Raw genomic sequence first — 18,350 nt, 5'->3', positions numbered from 1 at the left:
GCCACATGTCAGACATTGAAATCCGCGCCACAGGCCGTGCCGGACGCATCACCCTGACCCGCCAACATGCTTTGAACGCAATGAGCTACGAGATGTGCATGGCCATCGACGCGGCGATGCGCAACTGGCGCGAAGACGATGCCGTTGACCTTATCATTCTGGACGCCGAAGGTGAAAAAGCCTTTTGCGCAGGTGGAGACATCGCCGAGCTCTACGAAACCGGGACCAAGGGCGACTATGCCTACGGGCAGACATTCTGGCGTGACGAGTACCGTCTGAATGCGATGATCTTCGAATATCCCAAGCCGGTCATCAGCTTTCTTCAGGGCTTTACCATGGGCGGCGGTGTCGGCATCGGGTGCCATGGCAGCCATCGCGTTGTCGGGGAAAGCTCGAAAATCGCGATGCCAGAATGCTCGATTGGTTTGGTACCGGATGTGGGCGGCTCGCTTATGCTGGCCCTCGCCCCCGGTCGGTTGGGCGAGTTTTTGGGAACGACTGGGTTCCGAATGGGCCCTGCGGATGCAATTCTGGCAAGGTTCGCGGACCATTACATCCCTCAATCACACTGGTCCGATTTGACTGAGATGCTTGAGGCCTCTGGCGACGCAGGGCTGATTTCACAACATGCCGAAACACCACCCGCCGGAGAACTGGCCGAGTTGCAGGCCGACATTGATCAGCATTTCTCGGGCGAAACACTTGGCGACATCGTGACGAGCCTGCGCAACAGCGACCACGATTTTTCGCAGAAAACCCTAGCGACTCTGGGAAAAAACGCCCCCCTTTCCACGGCCTGTACGGTTGAAATGCTGCACCGTCTGCGCGGCCCCGCTTTGTCCATACGGCGCGCCCTGGAGTTGGAATACCGTTTCACCCACCGGTCGATGGAACACGGTGACTTTCTGGAAGGTATCCGCGCGCAAATCATCGATAAAGACCGCAGCCCGAACTGGCAGTTTGCCGATATGAACGTCCCTTTGACGGCCGTTTCGAAAATGCTGCAACCGCTGGGCGCGGATACCCTGACATTTGAGGAGGACTAAAAGATGCAGATCGGTTTCATTGGGCTGGGAAATATGGGCGCGCCCATGGCGGCCAACCTGGTAAAAGCCGGGCATCAGGTTCTGGGGTTTGATACGGCTGGCGTCACCGTGGAAGGTGTCACTCAGGTCGAAACGGCGTCTGACGCGGTCGCGGGTGCTGATGCGGTCATCACCATGCTGCCAAACGGCGCTATTCTAAGGGCCGTTGCGGATCAGGTCATTCCCGCCATGTCGAAAGGGGCTGTGTTAATCGACTGCTCGACGGTTGACGTGGACAGCGCGCGTGCGGTTGCGGATCAGACTATGGGAGCCGGACTTTTGTCCGTGGATGCGCCGGTTTCCGGCGGTATCGGCGGTGCAGCGGCAGGTACGTTAACGTTCATGGCCGGCGGATCGGAAGCCGCATTCGCCAAAGCTGCACCGCTGTTCGAGATCATGGGGCAAAAAGCGGTTCACTGTGGCGAAGCCGGGGCCGGACAAGCCGCCAAGATCTGCAACAATATGATCCTTGGCGTCACCATGATTGCCACCTGCGAGGCTTTTGCACTGGCAGACAAACTGGGATTGGACCGGCAAAAGATGTTCGATGTCGTAAGTACATCGTCAGGCTATAGCTGGACGATGAATGCCTACTGCCCTGCCCCCGGCGTTGGCCCGCAAAGCCCTGCTGACAATGACTACACGCCCGGATTCGCCGCCGAGCTCATGCTAAAGGACCTGCGTCTCAGCCAGCAAGCAGCAGACAGCGCTGATGCGGATACACCGATGGGTCAGGTCGCGACTTCGCTATATGAACAATTTGTTGAAAATGAAGACGGATTGGGCCGCGACTTCAGCGCGATGCTGCCACGCTTTGAAAAACGAGGGCGCGAATAGGCAATTCAGCGACCTCTTGCCCAGCCATTTGACAGACAATCGGCAAGGGGCCATCTATCCAGTCATGTTCCGAGGCGTCTTCAGCCTGTTCGCAAGGGAAAGTGACATGACAAGATACCTGGTGACTACAGCGATGCTTGTGGCGATGACGCTTGTACCTGTTACAGCCGTGGCAAAAAACAAAAACGGGCATTGCCCACCGGGTTTAGCCAAGAAGTCCATTCCTTGCGTGCCTCCCGGGCAAGCAAAAAAGATCTATCGGAACGGCGATTTCATCCGCAACGACTATCGATGGGTAGACAATCCGTACCGTTATGGGCTGAACCGAAACTATTCCTACATTCGCGCGGGTGACTACGTGTACCGGGTCGACCCAGACACACGCAAAGTCTTGAACCTGATCGGTGCGGTTGCCGATATTCTGAACTGAACAAACAACGCAACGGCTATTCAGCCGCAACGCGCGCGTTGTCTAACATCGATTTCAGATAGCGACCGGTATGACTGCGCTCGACTGTGGCGACATCTTCGGGTGTGCCCGTAGCCACTATCTCACCTCCGCCATCGCCGCCTTCGGGACCAATGTCGATGATGTGATCTGCAGTTTTCACCACGTCCAGATTGTGCTCGATCACAACAACCGTGTTCCCCTGATCGACCAACTCATGCAGCACTTCCAACAGCTTGCGTACGTCTTCGAAATGCAAACCCGTGGTCGGTTCATCTAGGATATAAAGCGTTCGCCCGGTTGACCGTTTCGACAATTCCTTGGACAGCTTAACGCGTTGCGCCTCGCCACCGGATAGCGTGGTGGCCTGCTGACCGACCTTGATATAGCCCAGCCCAACGCGGGCCAAAGCGTCCATTTTATCGCGGATCGACGGCACAGCCTTGAAGAACTCCTGCGCGTCTTCCACCGTCATATCAAGCACATCAGCGATGGACTTGCCCTTGAACTTGATCTCAAGGGTCTCGCGGTTGTAGCGCGCGCCTTTGCACGTCTCGCAGGTAACGTAGACATCAGGCAGAAAGTGCATTTCGATCTTGATGACACCGTCACCCTGACACGCCTCACACCGCCCGCCCTTGACGTTAAAGCTAAAGCGCCCGGGCTTGTACCCACGCGCTTTCGCCTCTGGCAGCCCGGCAAACCAGTCGCGGATCGGTGTGAAGGCCCCGGTGTAAGTGGCTGGATTAGAACGCGGAGTCCGTCCGATCGGGCGTTGGTCGATATCGATAACCTTGTCCAGATGCTCAAGCCCCTTGATCGTCTCACACGGCGCTGGAGTCTGTCGCGCACCATTCAGGCGCATCGATGCGGTTTTGAACAGTGTCTCAATGGTCAGCGTAGACTTGCCGCCGCCAGACACCCCTGTCACACAGACAAATTTGCCCAAGGGAAATTCAGCTGTGACGTTCTTGAGGTTGTTACCAGTGGCTTTCACCACAGTCACTTTCTGCTTCTTGCCCGCGCGCCGTTCAGCCGGAACCGCGATTTCCCGGGTCCCGGCCAAATATTGCCCGGTGATAGAGGCAGCATCACCCGTAATGTCCGCCGGCGTACCGTGACTGACGACCTGCCCCCCGTGCACACCCGCTCCGGGGCCAATGTCGAACACATAATCGGCCTCTCGGATGGCCTCCTCGTCATGTTCTACAACAATTACCGTGTTGCCCTGATCCCGCAGGTTCTTGAGCGTTCCCAGCAACCGGTCATTGTCACGCTGATGCAAGCCGATAGAAGGCTCGTCCAACACGTAAAGAACTCCTGTCAGACCCGAGCCAATTTGGCTAGCCAAACGAATACGCTGGCTTTCCCCGCCCGACAGTGTTCCACTTGAACGCGAAAGCGTAAGGTATTCCAAACCAACATTATTCAGAAACCCAAGTCGTTCGCGAATCTCCTTCAAAATGGCGCGCGCGATTTCATTCTTCTGGGCGCTCAGATGGTTCGGCGCGTCCTCAATCCAGGCCAGAGCTTCCCGGATCGACATCTGCACCACTTGCCCGACATGCAGGCCCGCGATCTTGACCGCCAGCGCCTCGGGCCGCAGGCGATACCCCTCACATGTGCCGCATGGACGGTTGTTCTGGTACCGTTCAAATTCCTCGCGAATCCAAGCGCTGTCAGTTTCACGATAGCGGCGCTCCATATTCGGGATCACGCCTTCGAAACTGCGCGTCACCTGATAAACGCGTCCGCCTTCGTCATAGCGGAACTGGATCTCTTCATCGCCAGAGCCGCGCAGGAACACCTGCTGCACCTTCTGGGGCAGGTCTTTCCATGGTGTGTTCTTGTCGAACTCGTAATGCCGCGCAATGGCTTCGATGGTCTGAAGGAAATACGGAGACTTACCCTTGCGCCACGGCGCCAAGGCCCCGTCATAGAGTTTCAGCGACTGATCGGGCACCACAAGCCGCTCGTCAAAGAACAACTCGACCCCCAAGCCATCACAATCGGGGCAAGCCCCAAATGGCGCGTTGAAGGAAAACAGGCGCGGTTCGATCTCGGGGATGGTAAACCCGCTGACCGGGCAGGCAAAGTTCTCGCTAAAGGTGATCCGCTCTGGGTCACCCTCACGCGGGGCAGTTTCCAGAATCGCAATACCGTCAGCCAGATCCAAGGCTGTGCGCAGGCTGTCGGCCAAGCGGGTCTCCATACCCTCTCGGACAACCAGTCGGTCCACCACCACGTCGATGTCGTGTCGGAATTTCTTGTCCAGTGTCGGCGGTTCATCCAGTTCGTAGAACTCACCATCGACCTTAACACGCTGAAACCCTTGCTTACGCAGCTCCAGGAATTCTTTTTTGTACTCACCCTTGCGATCGCGCACGATGGGGGCCAGCAGATAACCTCGCGTGCCCTCCTCCATGGTCATGATCCGGTCGACCATGTCCTGTACCTGCTGCGCCTCGATCGGCTGTCCGGTCGCGGGGCTATAGGGTGTTCCAGCGCGTGCGAACAGCAGGCGCAAATAGTCGTAGATTTCCGTGACCGTCCCAACAGTTGAACGCGGGTTCTTGGAAGTTGTCTTCTGTTCGATGGAGATTGCCGGGCTCAGGCCGCTGATATGATCGACATCGGGCTTTTCCATCATATCGAGGAATTGACGCGCATAGGCAGACAAGCTTTCGACATAGCGCCGCTGCCCTTCGGCATAGATGGTATCAAACGCCAGCGAGGACTTGCCCGAACCAGACAAGCCGGTGATCACCACCAACTGATCCCGAGGGATATCAACATCAATGCCTTTGAGGTTATGCTCGCGCGCGCCGCGCACCTCGATATTCTTCAGCTCAGCCATTTCCGGCCCCCAAGAAACAAGTGGTTTAGAGATAGGCGAGCTTGCCTGAGTCTCCAACAGAAAAGTTAGAACATTTAGTGAACATATGGGTTTTAGCCGACCAAATCAAACCGCAGCTGCTTAATCGGGATCTTCGCTGTGAAGTTTTTAGCCGATCGGTTGAGAGTAAGAGGAAAATGGCGCGGTTGACGGGGCTCGAACCCGCGACCCCCGGCGTGACAGGCCGGTACTCTAACCAACTGAGCTACAACCGCGCATCTATTTTCGTGACCCTTGTCTTGGGCCAAGGTAAGCAGCGATGGCGCGGTTGACGGGGCTCGAACCCGCGACCCCCGGCGTGACAGGCCGGTACTCTAACCAACTGAGCTACAACCGCCCGCTGCACGTTCATTGCTGAACGTTGGGGTGTATTATGGCTACGCTCGGGCAGCGTCAAGCGGCGTTTTGAAGTTTTTTGTCAGAATCCAGATTTTTGTTTACCCGCAGATTTTCGCGCGCAGACCCACGTCAAATTCGCTTGCAGCTGAACCACAGGACAGATAACAACGCGTCCCATGGGTGATTAGCTCAGTGGTAGAGCGCTTCGTTCACATCGAAGATGTCAGGAGTTCAAATCTCTTATCACCCACCATTCCTTTTCGCAGATTACGCTTGAAATTGAGGGGCTTGTCAGCGCGCGACCTCGGCGACTATCGTGCCTCATCGGCCGAACCGTGTGCCGATTGCAAAGTCAGGGGTCGTTATGGCAGAGCTAAAGCGAGACATCGGCCTGATCGGACTAACCTTTATTTCGGTTGGAGGAATCATCGGTTCGGGCTGGTTGTTCGGCCCCCTTCTGGCGGTTCAGCATGCCGGGCCTGCGGCCATCCTCTCGTGGGTGATCGGCGCGGCTGCGATGTTCATTTTGGCAATCACTTTCGCGGAAATCTCAGCTATGCTGCCTATTCCGGGCGGGATTGCCAGGGTTCCGCAGTTTTCTCACGGCAATATCGTTTCAATGGCCATGGGATGGACGGCTTGGATTGGCTACAACACCACTGCCCCCATCGAAGTGGAGGCGATGCTGAAATACCTCGCGCCCTACGCGCCCTGGCTGCATGCCGCCGATACAGGCGACCTGACAGGCGCGGGTATATTTGCGGCCCTTGTATTCATGCTGCTTTTCGTTGCCGTCAACGCGCTTGGGGTCAAGTTTTTCACACATGTGAATGCCGCTTTGACGTGGGCCAAGATCGCTATTCCGGTCATTCTGTCTGTTCTACTAATTGCCAACCGTTTCAACGCTGACAATTTTACACATCCGGATGGGTTTGCACCTTATGGCTTGCAGGGAATCATGGCTGCAGTTTCGACCGGCGGTGTCATTTTCTCGTTCATAGGATTTCGTCATGTGGTCGATATGGCGGGAGAAGTGCGAAATCCGAAATTTGCAATCCCCACCGCCCTCGTCTTATCGATCATCATGTGCGCCGCAATCTACCTTGGCCTCCAAGTGGCCTTTATCGGCGCGCTGGATCCATCTTTGCTGGCCAATGGCTGGTCGCAACTGAGCTTTGGGGGCGAAGGCCCGTTAGACGCCGTAATCATGTCGGTCGGATTGGTCTGGTTCATCAGCCTGTTGAATGTCGGATCAGTCGTTGGCCCCTTTGGCAACGGTTTGGTCGCAACCGGGTCGAATGCCCGTATTGCCCTTGCCCTGTCCCAAAACGGCTTTCTGCCGAAACGCTTACAAACCCTGTCTTCGTTTGGGGTTCCGGTATGGGCCTTGGCATTGAATTTTCTGATCGGGACCCTGTTCCTTTTGACCGTTCCCTTTACTACCGTCATCGCACTGAACGGTGCCGCTATTGTTTTATCATTCGCAGTTGGCCCAATCGCCGTGGTCTGCCTAAGGGATCTGCTGCCAGACCAACCCCGTTCAATCCGCATCCCAGCGGTGCGTCTGGTCGCGTTGACTGCCTTCGCCATTGCAACCCTGATTGTGTATTGGAGCGGATGGGACACGGTCTGGCGCCTTGGGATCGCGCTTATCGTTGGAAAAATTCTGCTGCTTATCCGGTTCCGAGGGCACCTTGATGAAATGGACCTGACCGAAGCCGTTTGGTTGATGCCATATTTTGCCGGACTCGGGTTAATCTCATTTCTGGGTCAATTCGGCACCGGGTCTTTGAAGCAGATCCCGTTTGGGTGGGACATTCTTCTGTGTGTTGTGTTTTCCGCAATCATCTTCGCCCTCGCGATACGTTCAGCTCTGTCTGACGAAAAATTCATTAAATACATAGCGGAAGAAGAGATACTTGATCCAAAGCTGCCCGTTATCGGGCTGTAAAAAAGGCAGAGCGTTGCTCTGCCTTTTTCCGTTTTCTATTTTTGCAATTTAATGCGCTGTGGCTGAAGCATCCGCAGATTTGGCCGAAGCGGCGGCCGCAGCGGCTGCTTCCTCTGCCGCTTCGTCCCACTCGATCGACTCAGGCTTACGCACCAGCGCCTGCTTCAGAACTTCCGAGACGTGCTTTACAGGGATGATTTCCAACCCTTCCTTCACATTGTCAGGGATGTCCGCCAGATCCTTTTCATTCTCTTCCGGGATCAGAACGGTCTTGATGCCACCACGAAGGGCCGCCAGCAGTTTTTCTTTCAGCCCGCCAATCGGCATTGCATTACCACGCAGCGAAACTTCGCCGGTCATGGCAATATCCTTGCGCACCGGAATGCCGGTCAGCACAGACACGATCGATGTCACCATCGCCAGGCCAGCGCTAGGGCCGTCTTTGGGCGTCGCCCCATCCGGCACATGGACGTGAATGTCCAATGTGTCGAACTTTGGCGGTTTCACCCCGATCTGAGGTGAAATCGACCGCACATATGACGAAGCCGCATCGATGGATTCCTTCATCACATCGCCCAGCTTACCTGTGGTCTTCATCCGCCCCTTACCAGGCAGTTTCAGCGCCTCGATATGCAGAAGATCGCCACCCACCGACGTCCAAGCCAGGCCGGTCACGACACCGATCTGATCGTCCTGCTCAGCCAGACCATAACGGAACTTTGGCACACCCAGGAAATCATCCAGATTGTCTGGTGTTACGGTGACCGACTCCGCCTCTTTCTTGATGATCTTGGTCAACGACTTCCGCGCCACCTTGGCGATTTCACGTTCAAGGTTACGAACACCCGCTTCGCGGGTATAAGTGCGAATGATCTTCTGCAGCGCCTCATCGGTCAGCTCAAATTCCTTGGCCTTCAGACCATGGTTCTTGACCTGCTTTTCGATCAGGTGCTGTTTCGCGATCTCGCTCTTTTCCTCTTCGGTGTAACCGGCCAGCGGAATGATCTCCATCCGGTCCAGCAGAGGCCCTGGCATATTGTAACTGTTTGAAGTCGTCAGGAACATCACGTTGGACAGGTCATATTCGACCTCCAAATAGTGGTCCATGAAAGTGTTGTTCTGTTCCGGATCCAGCACCTCAAGCATTGCCGAGGCCGGATCACCACGGAAATCCTGACCCATCTTGTCGATTTCATCCAACAAGATCAGCGGGTTCGTGGTTTTCGCTTTTTTCAGCGCCTGGATGATCTTACCCGGCATCGAACCGATATAGGTCCGACGGTGGCCCCTGATCTCGGATTCGTCGCGCACACCGCCCAACGAGATGCGAATGAACTCGCGCCCCGTGGCTTTTGCAACCGATTTACCCAAGCTGGTCTTACCCACGCCCGGAGGGCCAACAAGGCACAAGATCGGGCCCTTCAGCTTTTTCGAACGCTGCTGAACTGCTAGATACTCGACGATGCGCTCCTTGACCTTCTCAAGCCCATAGTGATCGGCATCCAGAATGTCCTGCGCGCGCCCAAGATCCTTTTTGACGCGGGATTTGGTGCCCCACGGCAAAGACAGAATCCAATCCAGATAGTTGCGCACAACGGTCGCCTCGGCCGACATGGGCGACATGTTCTTGAGCTTTTTCAGCTCTCCTTCGGCCTTTTCACGCGCTTCTTTGGATAGTTTGGTCTCGGCGATTTTCTCTTCCAGCTCAGCGACTTCGTTCGATCCGTCTTCGCCATCGCCAAGTTCCTTCTGAATGGCTTTCATCTGCTCATTCAGATAATATTCGCGCTGTGTCTTCTCCATCTGGGATTTGACGCGGGTCTTGATCTTTTTCTCGACCTGCAGAACCGACATTTCGCCCTGCATCAGACCATAGACTTTCTCAAGCCGTTCGCTGACGCTGAGGGTCTCCAGCAGCTCTTGCTTTTGTTCGACCTCGATGCCCAAGTGGCCCGACACAAGGTCGGCCAGCTTTGCAGGCTCGGTGGTTTCCCCCACTGCCGCCAGCGCTTCTTCGGGGATGTTCTTGCGCACTTTGGCGTAGCGTTCAAACTCATCCGCAACGGTACGCAACAGGGCTTCGGTTGTCGTAACGTCGCCGGGGATTTCGGTCAGATATTCTGCCCGAGCCTCGAAAAACTCTTCGTTTTCAAGAAACTCAGTGATCTGCACACGCGCCTGCCCTTCGACCAGAACCTTCACGGTGCCGTCGGGCAGCTTCAGCAGTTGCAGCACATTGGCCAAAACGCCTGCGCGATAAATCCCTTCTTCATCGGGATCATCAACGCCGGGGTCAATCTGGCTGGACAACAGAATTTGCTTGTCATCCTGCATCACCTCTTCCAAAGCGCGGACCGATTTATCGCGGCCCACAAAGAGCGGCACAATCATATGCGGGAACACCACAATGTCGCGCAGCGGCAGGACGGGGTATGAGGAATTCAGAGGCTCTTGCATGCTCTATCCTTATCGTTGGCAAGACGGCACGTGTCCCTCATCGAGGCAACATTTGGCCATCTCCTGTCTTGGACGATAAAGGTGGGGCCTCATCGCCCTTTTTCAACCTTACCGCCGTGTATCGTGTTTCAGCATGAACCGAGGTTTTCGGGACTGCAAGACGTCCAAGGAACATATCCACCTAAATTAGCACGACAAGCATAGGCGACGTGCACTTCAAAGGTCAGAACACCCGCTGTACTGCGCGAGACAGGAAAAACCCGTGACCGTCTTGGTTGCGACATTCCAGACCTTTTGTCGAAGAACTGCAGGTGAATCCTTCGAACTAACCAGTGACCCCATATTCCGCACGGTCATATCCGTCTTTGTTACGATTCAGCGGCTGGCACAACATCTCTACCTGGCCAGTGTCGAACATCAGAAAATCATGCCCCCAGTCGGATTGACAATTCGCGGGGCGTGGCATCGCAGGTGGGCCGGATTTTTCTATGATCGTACATTGTATATCCGAAGACGAAGCACTTTCCCCGACCGAGCACTGAATGTTTTCGGACGGAGTTTCGAAGGTCCAGACATCTGAAATGGCAGGTGTCGCGCAGAAAATTGCTGCGCCGAGAATAAGGCGAAACATCATAAACTCTCCGGGTCACAGACTAAAATGGCATTGCTTGAAGTGGCACTAGACTACCGGAAAACCACGCAATTGTCACCCGAAGGGAAAGGTTACAAGGGTTCGATATCACCTTGCGCACGCTGCGCATGAAACTCGGCCTGCCAGGCGACAAACGTGCCCGCAGCAATCGCATCTCGCATCCCCTGCATGATCTCTTGGAAGTAATGCAGGTTGTGCCAGGTCAGCAACATGCCCGAGATCATCTCATTGGCGCGGAAAACATGGTGCAGGTAAGCGCGCGAATAGTTGGAACAAGCGGGACATGTGCAGTTTTCATCCAGCGGACGCGGGTCATCCGCATGGCGGGCATTCTTGATATTCACCACACCGCGACGTGTGAACACTTGCCCCGTGCGGCCCGAACGCGACGGCAACACACAGTCCATCATGTCGATCCCACGCGCGACGGCGCCGACGATATCGTCTGGCTTACCAACACCCATCAGGTAACGCGGTTTGTCTTCAGGCAGAAAATCGGGGGCGTAATCGAGGCAGCCAAACATGGCCTCCTGCCCCTCACCCACAGCCAGGCCGCCCACCGCGTAGCCTTCGAAACCAATAGATTTCAACGCTTCTGCGCTTTCTTCGCGCAGGTCCTGTTCCAAACCGCCCTGCATAATGCCGAACAGGGCGTGACCCGGACGATCCCCAAACGCGTCACGCGACCGTTCTGCCCAACGCATCGACAACCGCATGGACTCTGCAATCCGATCCCGGTCGGCGGGCAGCGCGGGGCATTCGTCAAAGCACATCACAATGTCCGACCCCAGCAGGCGTTGAATTTCCATTGACCGCTCGGGCGTCAGCTCGTGTTTTGATCCATCGATATGAGATTTGAAGGTCACACCCTTCTCGGTCAGCTTGCGCAGCCCGGCCAAGGACATGACCTGAAACCCACCCGAGTCGGTCAGGATAGGGCGGTCCCAGTTCATGAACTTATGCAACCCGCCCAAACGATCAATCCGTTCCGCTGTTGGACGCAGCATCAGGTGATAGGTGTTGCCCAGCAGAATATCCGCCCCGGTGGCGCGCACACTTTCGGGCATCATCGCTTTGACCGTCGCGGCTGTGCCCACAGGCATGAAGGCTGGCGTCCGCACCTCTCCTCGCGGCGTGCTGATCACACCCGTGCGTGCCTTGCCGTCTGTTGCCTTAAGCTCAAATGAGAATTTCTGCGTCATGTCATCGCCTCGGATCGCCGAACCGGGCAGGCTTTGCCCGATCCGTTCCGTCTTTGCAACCCGTCAGGGCAACGAGGCCACGCGGTCCGTGAACAGACGTACAACCCCTGCCCCGTCCACATCGCGGCACACCCGGATCGCGGGTCGTTCAGGATCTGGTTGTGTCGCCCCCATTTGATCGCCTTCGGTGACAACCCGCAGCCCGGTTTCAACCATATCGAACAGGGCTTGATGGGAACACGCAATCACGGCTGTTGAATCGTGCAGGCCGCAGCCTTCCAGCCCCCCGATCTCTTTGTAAAACTTCAGATAGAATCTGGAGATGTCGCGCAGAAACGCCCCCATATCGGGTGACTTTTGCGCCAATGCTTCGAAGTCCGCCGTTTCGTAAAGCGTCTTCAGGGTCACGTCCAATCCAACAAGAACTGTGTTGGCCGGGGCGGAAAAGACCTCTTCAGCGGCAAGAGCGTCGTGATAGATATTGGCTTCTGCGTATTGGGTAATGTTACCAGGGCAGTAGACCGCGCCTCCCATGATCACCAATTCGCGCAGATTGCCTGCAAATTCCGGGTCCAGACGCATTGCCTTTGCAATGTTAGTCAAGGGACCCACAGCGCAGAGCACAAGTTCGCCCTTATGGGCTCGGGCCATTTCAACCAGAAACTCGGCTGCTGGCAACGCGTGGTTCTGTCCAATCTCCGGGATTTCGGTCAGATCACCAAAACCTTCGGGGCCATGAACATGCTCCGACGGCGCGTGCGTGTCCGCCCCCAGCGGCACCGCAGCCCCTTCGGCCACAGGCAAGTCCAACCCAAGCTTGTGAAGCAAAAACCGCGCGTTGCGACTTGATTGGTGAACATACGTGTTGCCAAAAACCGTTGTCAGACCGATCAGGTCAATTTCTGGCGCGGCGGCAGCGTAAGCAATGGCCATGGCATCGTCGATGCCGGGATCTGTGTCGATAATCAGTTTCATCCCCGCCCGATACCGCAAACGCCGTGGGATGCAAACCGGTCACAGCCACAATATTCCGGGCCGCGTCCACGCGTTCAGGCATTTGCATAACGCTCCAACCCACTCATACCAGAGTTGAAATCGGGCGACTCAATCCCCAAATGTATACCATAGTACACAATAATAAGAGGACAGAATGACCGAAGATCAGATTATCGGATTGCTTTCGTCAAACATCATTTACCTGCTGGCAGCTGTGCTGGTGGTTGTCGTTATTCTCAAAGGCATCAAGATTGTACCGCAGTCCGAAAAATACGTGGTTGAACGGTTTGGTCGACTGCATTCGGTGCTTGGCCCCGGAATCAATTTCATCGTTCCTTTTCTGGATGTTGCACGCCACAAAATCTCGATCTTGGAACGCCAACTGCCGAATGCGACGCAGGACGCAATTACCAAGGACAACGTGCTAGTGCAGATCGACACCTCGGTCTTCTATCGCATCCTTGAGCCGGAAAAGACGGTTTACAGAATCCGCGACGTAGACGGCGCGATTGCGACCACTGTAGCCGGGATCGTGCGCGCCGAAATCGGCAAGATGGATCTGGACGAGGTTCAGTCGAACCGCGCGCAATTGATCACGCGCATCCAGGAAAGCGTTGAAACCGCAGTCGATGACTGGGGCATCGAAGTGACTCGCGCCGAGATTCTGGATGTTAATCTGGACCAGGCGACCCGCGATGCCATGCTGCAACAGCTAAACGCGGAACGTGCCCGCCGCGCGCAAGTGACCGAGGCCGAGGGTCAGAAACGCGCCGTTGAACTGCACGCTGATGCTGAACTTTATGCCGCTGAACAAACCGCCAAAGCCCGCCGCATTCAGGCTGAAGCTGAAGCCTATGCTACGGGCGTCGTGGCCAAGGCCATTCAGGACAACGGTATCGAGGCCGCCCAGTATCAGGTTGCTTTAAAGCAGGTTGAAGCCCTTAATGCGCTGGGCAACGGTTCTGGCAAACAGACCATTGTTGTGCCAGCGAACGCCCTTGAAGCCTTTGGCGATGCGTTCAAAATGCTCAAAGGAGGAAAGTGATGGCAGACCCCTTCTGGCTGACATGGTGGATTTGGCTGGCGGCCGCACTGGCGCTCGGTATCCTCGAGATTGTTCTGCCGGGATTCATCTTTCTTGGTTTCGCAATTGGCGCAGCAATCACGGGTCTTCTCTTGATCATTCCGGGTCTGACAATGTCGCTTCACGTCCTTGCGTTGATCTTTGCGGTGCTGTCGCTTGTCGCGTGGCTTGTCTTGCGCAAGCTCTTTGCGCTGCCGCATGGTCAGGTCAAAACCTTCAAGCATGATATCAATGATTGAATCGCGGTGGCGCTTGTCTGAGCGCCACGCCCCCACTGGACGCTGATACGGCTATTCCCTATATAATCACTCAGGCAACTGACCCGAGGCAAAGATGACTCACCCGAGCGAACAGTTTGAAGGCACACCGCTGATTGCGCCGTCAACAATTGAACACCCATTATACGACGCCGTGGTCGAAGCGTGCCGCACGGTCTATGATCCGGAAATCCCGGTCAACATCTATGACCTCGGCTTGATCTACACTATTGATATTACTGCGGATAACGCAGTTAAGGTGATCATGACCCTGACTGCGCCCGGATGCCCAGTGGCCGGTGATATGCCCGGATGGATCGTGGAAGCGATTGAACCCGTCGCCGGCGTCAAAGAAGTTGACGTTGAACTGACCTGGGAGCCGCCCTGGGGTATGGAGATGATGTCAGACGAAGCACGTCTGGAACTGGGCTTTATGTAAACTAAATCCCCGCGCCTTACATATCTGCGAACACAGTTACTCCAGATCGCAGGTTGCTTTGATCTCTGCGGCACGGGCATCCAGTTCATTGATGTAATCACCAGACAACATTTGCAGGTGTTTGTGTTCGGTTCCTGTAACCAGACCCAGCAGAGCACCGGCGGGCGTGATCGAAGCGATGCTTTCAAGCTGCTTGGTCTCGGCATGTTTCTTTTCGGCCTGAATAGCGCGCAGATCACCTGCCGCTGTCGCACAGTTTACCGGGTGCCTCTCGGCATCTGTGATAGCCAACGCACCGGTTGCAGTGAAACCGGTAAGCAGAAAAGTAAGAGTTGATCCTTGAAAAACCAGCTTAACAGAACGGATCAAGTCATTCATTTTTAGGATCTTTCTGCTGCAATATGAATTCCGGAACACGGGAAGTTGCACCCATTCCAGCAAAGCTAAACCCGCTTTCCTGTTCAATGCAAGGTTTCAAGGAGGAAGCCAATACCAAGTTGGTTTAGCCAAGAGGCACTCTTTGGCACTCGTGACCTTGAGCCCGAGGCGTTTGAGCCCTAAATTGGGGATGACGCGCGACAACGGAGATTTACATGTTCGGCATCCCCGGCAAACAGGCTGTGACCATGACGCCCAAAGCCGCAGAGCAGATTACACGCCTGATGAATTCGGGCGGGCATGCTGGTATGCGCATTGGCGTCAAGAAAGGCGGCTGTGCAGGCATGGAATACACCATGGAATATGTAGACCAGGCAGATCCGCATGATGAGGTGGTCGAGCAAGACGGCGCACGCGTGATGATCGCACCGATGGCGCAGATGTTCCTGTTTGGAACCGAGATCGACTACGAAGTGTCCCTGTTGGAAGCAGGCTTCAAGTTCAAGAACCCGAACGTTGTTGATTCCTGCGGCTGCGGTGAATCAATCAAGTTCGATGCAAACCTCGCGTCGCAGTCCTAACTGGTTCGCAGGTGAACATAGGTTTCGTTGAACCGTTTGGTCAGATGATCACCGGCCGAGATCACTTGGCCTGACCCAGGTGGCGCGACATTGGTGTCAAAAGACGGGTTGAAGAACATTGGGACCGAGATTCGCTCGTGCGATCCGCCAACAACCCTGTGTTCGGTCGCCTTCACCTGGCCTGCTGTCCAAAATTCCAGCATCTCACCAAAGTTGATGATAAACACGCCCGGTTCGGCCTGAACCTTTTCCCATGCGCCATCAGGCATCCGCACTTCCAACCCGGCAGCGCCGTCTGTGGCCAGCAAAGTCAGGCAGCCATAGTCTGTATGCGCGCCAATACCAAAATCCTGCTCTCCGGCCCAGGCGGGCCGTTTTGGATAGTAGTTGCCGCGCAGTAGAGCCATTGGCGTATCGAATGCCTGATCGAAACTGTCCGCTTCCCGTCCCAGCTCCACTGCAATCGCACGCAGCACCCGCATCGCTACACCACAGGCATCGACGTAATAGGCTTGTACAATTTCACGGAAAGCATCGGGTTGCTCGGGCCATTGATTTGGGGCGTACACGCTTAGGTTCTTAACACGGTAGGGGTTGTCCAGCGGCAGTTCGTATCCGCAATCGAACACTTCCTTGAAGTCTGGGTTAACCGTTGGGTCGACCTGTTCGGACTGTGACGCACCCCAACCTCGGTTGGATCCCGTTGCAGCCATGTCCACCAAACGCTTCTGGTGTTCCGGCAAACGGAAGAAACCCTGGTAGGCAGCGATAACGTCGTTGATGCGGTCAGCCGTCAGGCCCGTGTTGCAAACGGTCAAAAACCCGACCTGACCAACGGCTTGGCGCAAGCGGGAAAGCTCGTAAGCGTCTCGGGTGTCCAGCTTTTTCAAGTCGAGGTTGTCGATCATGGCGCTCTCCCAGAATTTGCGACATTCCTGCCAATCACCCGTGGAGCTTGTAACCGGAATTGTATGGAGAGGACAACGATGTTATCCGGTGATTTAAACAACCGAATACGCAGGGAGAAACCGATATGCGGCGCAAGCTGGCGGCTGGAAATTGGAAGATGAACGGAACCGGCTCGGCGCTGAGCGAGCTTGCATCGCTGTCGCAAAGCTATTCTGAAGCCTCGGTCGATATTCTGATCTGCCCCCCTGCGACATTGCTTCACCGCGCCGCTGATGCCGTGGCAGAATCGGCGGTTACGGTTGGTGGACAGGACTGCCACTCAGGCCATTCTGGCGCTCATACCGGCGACATCAGCGCGGATATGTTGCTGGATGCCGGTGCAACTTCGGTCATTCTGGGCCATTCAGAACGTCGCGTGGATCACGGCGAGCATGACGAGGATGTACGCGCCAAAGCCCGCGCCGCAATGGATGCGGGCCTGAAGGCAGTCATTTGCGTCGGCGAAAGTCTGGAACAGCGTGAGGCGGCCAATACACTCGATATTATCGGCGGGCAGATGTCCGGCTCGATCCCGGATCAGTCCACCGGCGAAAACCTGATCGTCGCATACGAGCCGATCTGGGCGATCGGCACTGGAAAGGTCCCCACTCTGGAAGAGATCGGCGAGGTTCACGACTTCATGCGCGCCCGGCTGGAACGTCGTTTTGGCGAAGGCGTGGGCCGGTCAGTGCGACTGCTTTACGGCGGGTCCGTCAAACCCAGCAATGCGGCCGATATCTTTGCGGTCTCGAATGTGGATGGCGCTTTGGTCGGTGGGGCCAGTCTGAAGGCTGCGGATTTCTCGGGCATTATTCAGGCGCTGGAAAGCATCTGACCCCGGTCGTTATTCGGCAATATCTTCGGCCCAAAGCTCTGGTTTTTCTTCGATAAATCGTTGCATCAGCGCGATGCAGTCGGGGTCGTCGGCTATAACCACTTCGACCCCGCGCTCGCGCAGGAAGTCCTCGTTGCCTCCAAAGTTCTTCGTGTCACCTATCACGACGCGCGGGATTCCGAATTGAACGATGGTGCCCGAACACATCATGCAGGGCGACAGCGACGTATAAAGCACCATGTCGCGATAGGTTTTCTGCCGTCCGGCCTTGCGCAAGGCGTCCATCTCGCCATGGGCAATCGGATCACCGCCCTGAACTCTTTGATTGCGTCCGCTCGCCACAACCTCGCCCCCACGGGCCAGGACCGAGCCGATGGGACAGCCGCCCTCATCATACCCGGCTTTCGCCTCGTCAAAGGCGATGCGCAGCAGGCGGCTGTCGGTCTCGGTCAACATGGGGAAAATCCTTGGTTGGGGCGTGTACCGGCAGCCTGCCCAATGACGCCCCGACCGTCAACGGATCAGGCCAGCTTCATGGTGACAATTCCGGCAATGATCAGCAGCGCCGCCAGAACCCGCAGCGGCGTCACCGCCTCGCCCAGCAGGGTAACCCCCACCACAAAAGCCCCCACCGCGCCGATACCAACCCAGATCGTATAGGCAGTGCTCAGCGGCAACTCGCGCATCGCCAGCGCCAACAAACCGAAAGACCCGATCATGGACACTCCCATGATCGCGGTCGGCAAAAGCCGCGTGAACCCGGCGGATTGCTTCATTGCACCCGCCCAGACAACTTCAAGAATTCCAGCAATAAGCAGCATGATCCATGCCATGAGATGACCTCTTGTCAAAGCGGGTCGTCCCGCATGATCTACCCGTGTTGGGGAGGTCGTCCTCTGCCTTTCAAATAAGCACCCGTGCGGCGGTTTCAAGGCATGAAAAGGCCGGGCAGTCGCAACTGCCCG

Annotated in this window: 18 protein-coding genes, 3 tRNA genes and 1 pseudogene; 10 read left to right on the top strand and 12 right to left on the bottom strand. The window is 56.0% G+C overall.

Annotated elements, in window-relative coordinates; all coding sequences use genetic code 11:
- The first annotated feature begins 5 nt into the window (after nucleotides 1-5).
- From GOV91_RS01415 to GOV91_RS01405, 3 genes are all read left to right on the top strand, one after another.
- Complete coding sequence (locus GOV91_RS01415) at nucleotides 6-1,046, top strand: enoyl-CoA hydratase/isomerase family protein (protein ID WP_171234182.1); 1,041 nt, start codon at nucleotides 6-8, stop codon at nucleotides 1,044-1,046.
- Between the two features lie 3 nt (nucleotides 1,047-1,049).
- Complete coding sequence (gene mmsB / locus GOV91_RS01410) at nucleotides 1,050-1,922, top strand: 3-hydroxyisobutyrate dehydrogenase (RefSeq protein WP_171234181.1); 873 nt, start codon at nucleotides 1,050-1,052, stop codon at nucleotides 1,920-1,922.
- A 106-nt stretch (nucleotides 1,923-2,028) separates the two neighbouring features.
- Nucleotides 2,029-2,352: a hypothetical protein gene (locus tag GOV91_RS01405; RefSeq protein WP_245223152.1), complete on the top strand. Its 324-nt coding sequence runs from the start codon at nucleotides 2,029-2,031 to the stop codon at nucleotides 2,350-2,352.
- Nucleotides 2,353-2,368: 16 nt separating this feature from the next.
- Here the strand turns inward: GOV91_RS01405 and uvrA are convergent, their stop codons facing one another.
- The 3 genes from uvrA to GOV91_RS01390 form a co-directional block, all read right to left on the bottom strand.
- The gene (gene uvrA / locus GOV91_RS01400) at nucleotides 2,369-5,227 is read right to left on the bottom strand and encodes an excinuclease ABC subunit UvrA (protein WP_171234180.1); all 2,859 of its coding nucleotides are present in this window, start codon (nucleotides 5,225-5,227) and stop codon (nucleotides 2,369-2,371) included.
- A gap of 177 nt (nucleotides 5,228-5,404) precedes the next feature.
- Nucleotides 5,405-5,481 (bottom strand) — tRNA-Asp (locus GOV91_RS01395).
- Nucleotides 5,482-5,526: 45 nt separating this feature from the next.
- Nucleotides 5,527-5,603, bottom strand: a tRNA-Asp gene (locus tag GOV91_RS01390).
- 180 nt (nucleotides 5,604-5,783) lie between these two features.
- Between GOV91_RS01390 and GOV91_RS01385 the strand changes: the two genes are divergently transcribed.
- Nucleotides 5,784-5,858: transfer RNA gene (locus GOV91_RS01385), tRNA-Val, on the top strand.
- A gap of 111 nt (nucleotides 5,859-5,969) precedes the next feature.
- The gene (locus GOV91_RS01380; protein ID WP_171234179.1) at nucleotides 5,970-7,556 is read left to right on the top strand and encodes an APC family permease; all 1,587 of its coding nucleotides are present in this window, start codon (nucleotides 5,970-5,972) and stop codon (nucleotides 7,554-7,556) included.
- 48 nt (nucleotides 7,557-7,604) lie between these two features.
- Here GOV91_RS01380 and lon read toward each other — a convergent pair whose 3' ends face one another.
- The 5 genes and pseudogenes from lon to GOV91_RS01360 all read right to left on the bottom strand — a co-directional run bounded on the left by lon (nucleotide 7,605) and on the right by GOV91_RS01360 (nucleotide 12,842).
- Nucleotides 7,605-10,013 (bottom strand): endopeptidase La, encoded by a 2,409-nt coding sequence (lon, locus tag GOV91_RS01375; protein WP_171174286.1) that lies wholly within the window; start codon nucleotides 10,011-10,013, stop codon nucleotides 7,605-7,607.
- A 223-nt stretch (nucleotides 10,014-10,236) separates the two neighbouring features.
- Nucleotides 10,237-10,323 (bottom strand): annotated as a pseudogene (locus GOV91_RS22840) (hypothetical protein); the annotation flags it as partial.
- Nucleotides 10,324-10,338: 15 nt separating this feature from the next.
- Nucleotides 10,339-10,647, bottom strand: coding sequence for a hypothetical protein (locus GOV91_RS01370; protein ID WP_254440576.1), 309 nt, complete (start codon nucleotides 10,645-10,647; stop codon nucleotides 10,339-10,341).
- An 89-nt stretch (nucleotides 10,648-10,736) separates the two neighbouring features.
- Entirely contained in the window at nucleotides 10,737-11,867 is a 1,131-nt protein-coding gene (tgt, locus tag GOV91_RS01365; RefSeq protein WP_171174293.1) for a tRNA guanosine(34) transglycosylase Tgt, read from the bottom strand.
- A 63-nt stretch (nucleotides 11,868-11,930) separates the two neighbouring features.
- Nucleotides 11,931-12,842 carry a nucleoside hydrolase gene (locus GOV91_RS01360; protein WP_171234178.1) on the bottom strand — a complete coding sequence of 304 codons (912 nt, stop codon included), beginning with the start codon at nucleotides 12,840-12,842 and terminating at the stop codon, nucleotides 11,931-11,933.
- Between the two features lie 175 nt (nucleotides 12,843-13,017).
- On the opposite strand from GOV91_RS01360, the gene GOV91_RS01355 reads away from it, so the two are divergent.
- The 3 genes from GOV91_RS01355 to GOV91_RS01345 all read left to right on the top strand — a co-directional run bounded on the left by GOV91_RS01355 (nucleotide 13,018) and on the right by GOV91_RS01345 (nucleotide 14,643).
- Complete coding sequence (locus tag GOV91_RS01355; protein WP_171174297.1) at nucleotides 13,018-13,908, top strand: SPFH domain-containing protein; 891 nt, start codon at nucleotides 13,018-13,020, stop codon at nucleotides 13,906-13,908.
- Complete coding sequence (locus GOV91_RS01350; RefSeq protein WP_171234177.1) at nucleotides 13,908-14,186, top strand: NfeD family protein; 279 nt, start codon at nucleotides 13,908-13,910, stop codon at nucleotides 14,184-14,186. Before GOV91_RS01355 ends, GOV91_RS01350 begins: the two co-directional genes overlap by 1 nt.
- A 94-nt stretch (nucleotides 14,187-14,280) precedes the next feature.
- Entirely contained in the window at nucleotides 14,281-14,643 is a 363-nt protein-coding gene (locus GOV91_RS01345; RefSeq protein ID WP_171174302.1) for an SUF system Fe-S cluster assembly protein, read from the top strand.
- Between the two features lie 36 nt (nucleotides 14,644-14,679).
- On the opposite strand, the gene GOV91_RS01340 is transcribed toward GOV91_RS01345, so the two are convergent.
- Nucleotides 14,680-15,021, bottom strand: a complete 342-nt coding sequence (locus GOV91_RS01340) for a hypothetical protein (protein ID WP_254440575.1) — start codon at nucleotides 15,019-15,021, stop codon at nucleotides 14,680-14,682.
- Between the two features lie 215 nt (nucleotides 15,022-15,236).
- Here GOV91_RS01340 and GOV91_RS01335 point away from each other — a divergent pair, with 215 nt between their 5' ends.
- Nucleotides 15,237-15,602, top strand: coding sequence for an iron-sulfur cluster assembly accessory protein (locus tag GOV91_RS01335; RefSeq protein WP_171234176.1), 366 nt, complete (start codon nucleotides 15,237-15,239; stop codon nucleotides 15,600-15,602).
- Here the strand turns inward: GOV91_RS01335 and GOV91_RS01330 are convergent.
- Nucleotides 15,599-16,510, bottom strand: a complete 912-nt coding sequence (locus GOV91_RS01330) for an isopenicillin N synthase family oxygenase (RefSeq protein ID WP_171234175.1) — start codon at nucleotides 16,508-16,510, stop codon at nucleotides 15,599-15,601. The two genes, GOV91_RS01335 and GOV91_RS01330, sit on opposite strands and share 4 nt — an antisense overlap.
- Nucleotides 16,511-16,635: 125 nt before the next feature.
- Between GOV91_RS01330 and tpiA the strand changes: the two genes are divergently transcribed.
- Complete coding sequence (tpiA, locus tag GOV91_RS01325; protein ID WP_171174306.1) at nucleotides 16,636-17,385, top strand: triose-phosphate isomerase; 750 nt, start codon at nucleotides 16,636-16,638, stop codon at nucleotides 17,383-17,385.
- A 9-nt stretch (nucleotides 17,386-17,394) separates the two neighbouring features.
- Here tpiA and GOV91_RS01320 read toward each other — a convergent pair whose 3' ends face one another.
- Nucleotides 17,395-17,841: a nucleoside deaminase gene (locus GOV91_RS01320; protein ID WP_171234174.1), complete on the bottom strand. Its 447-nt coding sequence runs from the start codon at nucleotides 17,839-17,841 to the stop codon at nucleotides 17,395-17,397.
- Between the two features lie 65 nt (nucleotides 17,842-17,906).
- Nucleotides 17,907-18,218, bottom strand: a complete 312-nt coding sequence (locus GOV91_RS01315) for a multidrug efflux SMR transporter (RefSeq protein ID WP_171174310.1) — start codon at nucleotides 18,216-18,218, stop codon at nucleotides 17,907-17,909.
- Nucleotides 18,219-18,350: the final 132 nt, after the last annotated feature.

This window comes from Ruegeria sp. HKCCA6837 (assembly GCF_013034475.1).
Lineage (GTDB): Bacteria > Pseudomonadota > Alphaproteobacteria > Rhodobacterales > Rhodobacteraceae > Ruegeria.
The sequence above is the reverse complement of the archived record's forward strand: the minus strand, read 5'-3'. Positions and strand labels throughout refer to the sequence as shown.

Bases quoted from the DNA above. Each gene is read 5' to 3' on its own strand.
- GOV91_RS01415 (WP_171234182.1), top strand. From the start codon at position 6: ATGTCAGACATTGAAATCCGCGCCACAGGCCGTGCCGGACGCATCACC.
- mmsB (WP_171234181.1), top strand. From the start codon at position 1,050: ATGCAGATCGGTTTCATTGGGCTGGGAAATATGGGCGCGCCCATGGCG.
- GOV91_RS01405 (WP_245223152.1), top strand. From the start codon at position 2,029: ATGACAAGATACCTGGTGACTACAGCGATGCTTGTGGCGATGACGCTT.
- uvrA (WP_171234180.1), bottom strand. From the start codon at position 5,227: ATGGCTGAGCTGAAGAATATCGAGGTGCGCGGCGCGCGCGAGCATAAC.
- GOV91_RS01380 (WP_171234179.1), top strand. From the start codon at position 5,970: ATGGCAGAGCTAAAGCGAGACATCGGCCTGATCGGACTAACCTTTATT.
- lon (WP_171174286.1), bottom strand. From the start codon at position 10,013: ATGCAAGAGCCTCTGAATTCCTCATACCCCGTCCTGCCGCTGCGCGAC.
- GOV91_RS01370 (WP_254440576.1), bottom strand. From the start codon at position 10,647: ATGATGTTTCGCCTTATTCTCGGCGCAGCAATTTTCTGCGCGACACCT.
- tgt (WP_171174293.1), bottom strand. From the start codon at position 11,867: ATGACGCAGAAATTCTCATTTGAGCTTAAGGCAACAGACGGCAAGGCA.
- GOV91_RS01360 (WP_171234178.1), bottom strand. From the start codon at position 12,842: ATGAAACTGATTATCGACACAGATCCCGGCATCGACGATGCCATGGCC.
- GOV91_RS01355 (WP_171174297.1), top strand. From the start codon at position 13,018: ATGACCGAAGATCAGATTATCGGATTGCTTTCGTCAAACATCATTTAC.
- GOV91_RS01350 (WP_171234177.1), top strand. From the start codon at position 13,908: ATGGCAGACCCCTTCTGGCTGACATGGTGGATTTGGCTGGCGGCCGCA.
- GOV91_RS01345 (WP_171174302.1), top strand. From the start codon at position 14,281: ATGACTCACCCGAGCGAACAGTTTGAAGGCACACCGCTGATTGCGCCG.
- GOV91_RS01340 (WP_254440575.1), bottom strand. From the start codon at position 15,021: ATGAATGACTTGATCCGTTCTGTTAAGCTGGTTTTTCAAGGATCAACT.
- GOV91_RS01335 (WP_171234176.1), top strand. From the start codon at position 15,237: ATGTTCGGCATCCCCGGCAAACAGGCTGTGACCATGACGCCCAAAGCC.
- GOV91_RS01330 (WP_171234175.1), bottom strand. From the start codon at position 16,510: ATGATCGACAACCTCGACTTGAAAAAGCTGGACACCCGAGACGCTTAC.
- tpiA (WP_171174306.1), top strand. From the start codon at position 16,636: ATGCGGCGCAAGCTGGCGGCTGGAAATTGGAAGATGAACGGAACCGGC.
- GOV91_RS01320 (WP_171234174.1), bottom strand. From the start codon at position 17,841: ATGTTGACCGAGACCGACAGCCGCCTGCTGCGCATCGCCTTTGACGAG.
- GOV91_RS01315 (WP_171174310.1), bottom strand. From the start codon at position 18,218: ATGGCATGGATCATGCTGCTTATTGCTGGAATTCTTGAAGTTGTCTGG.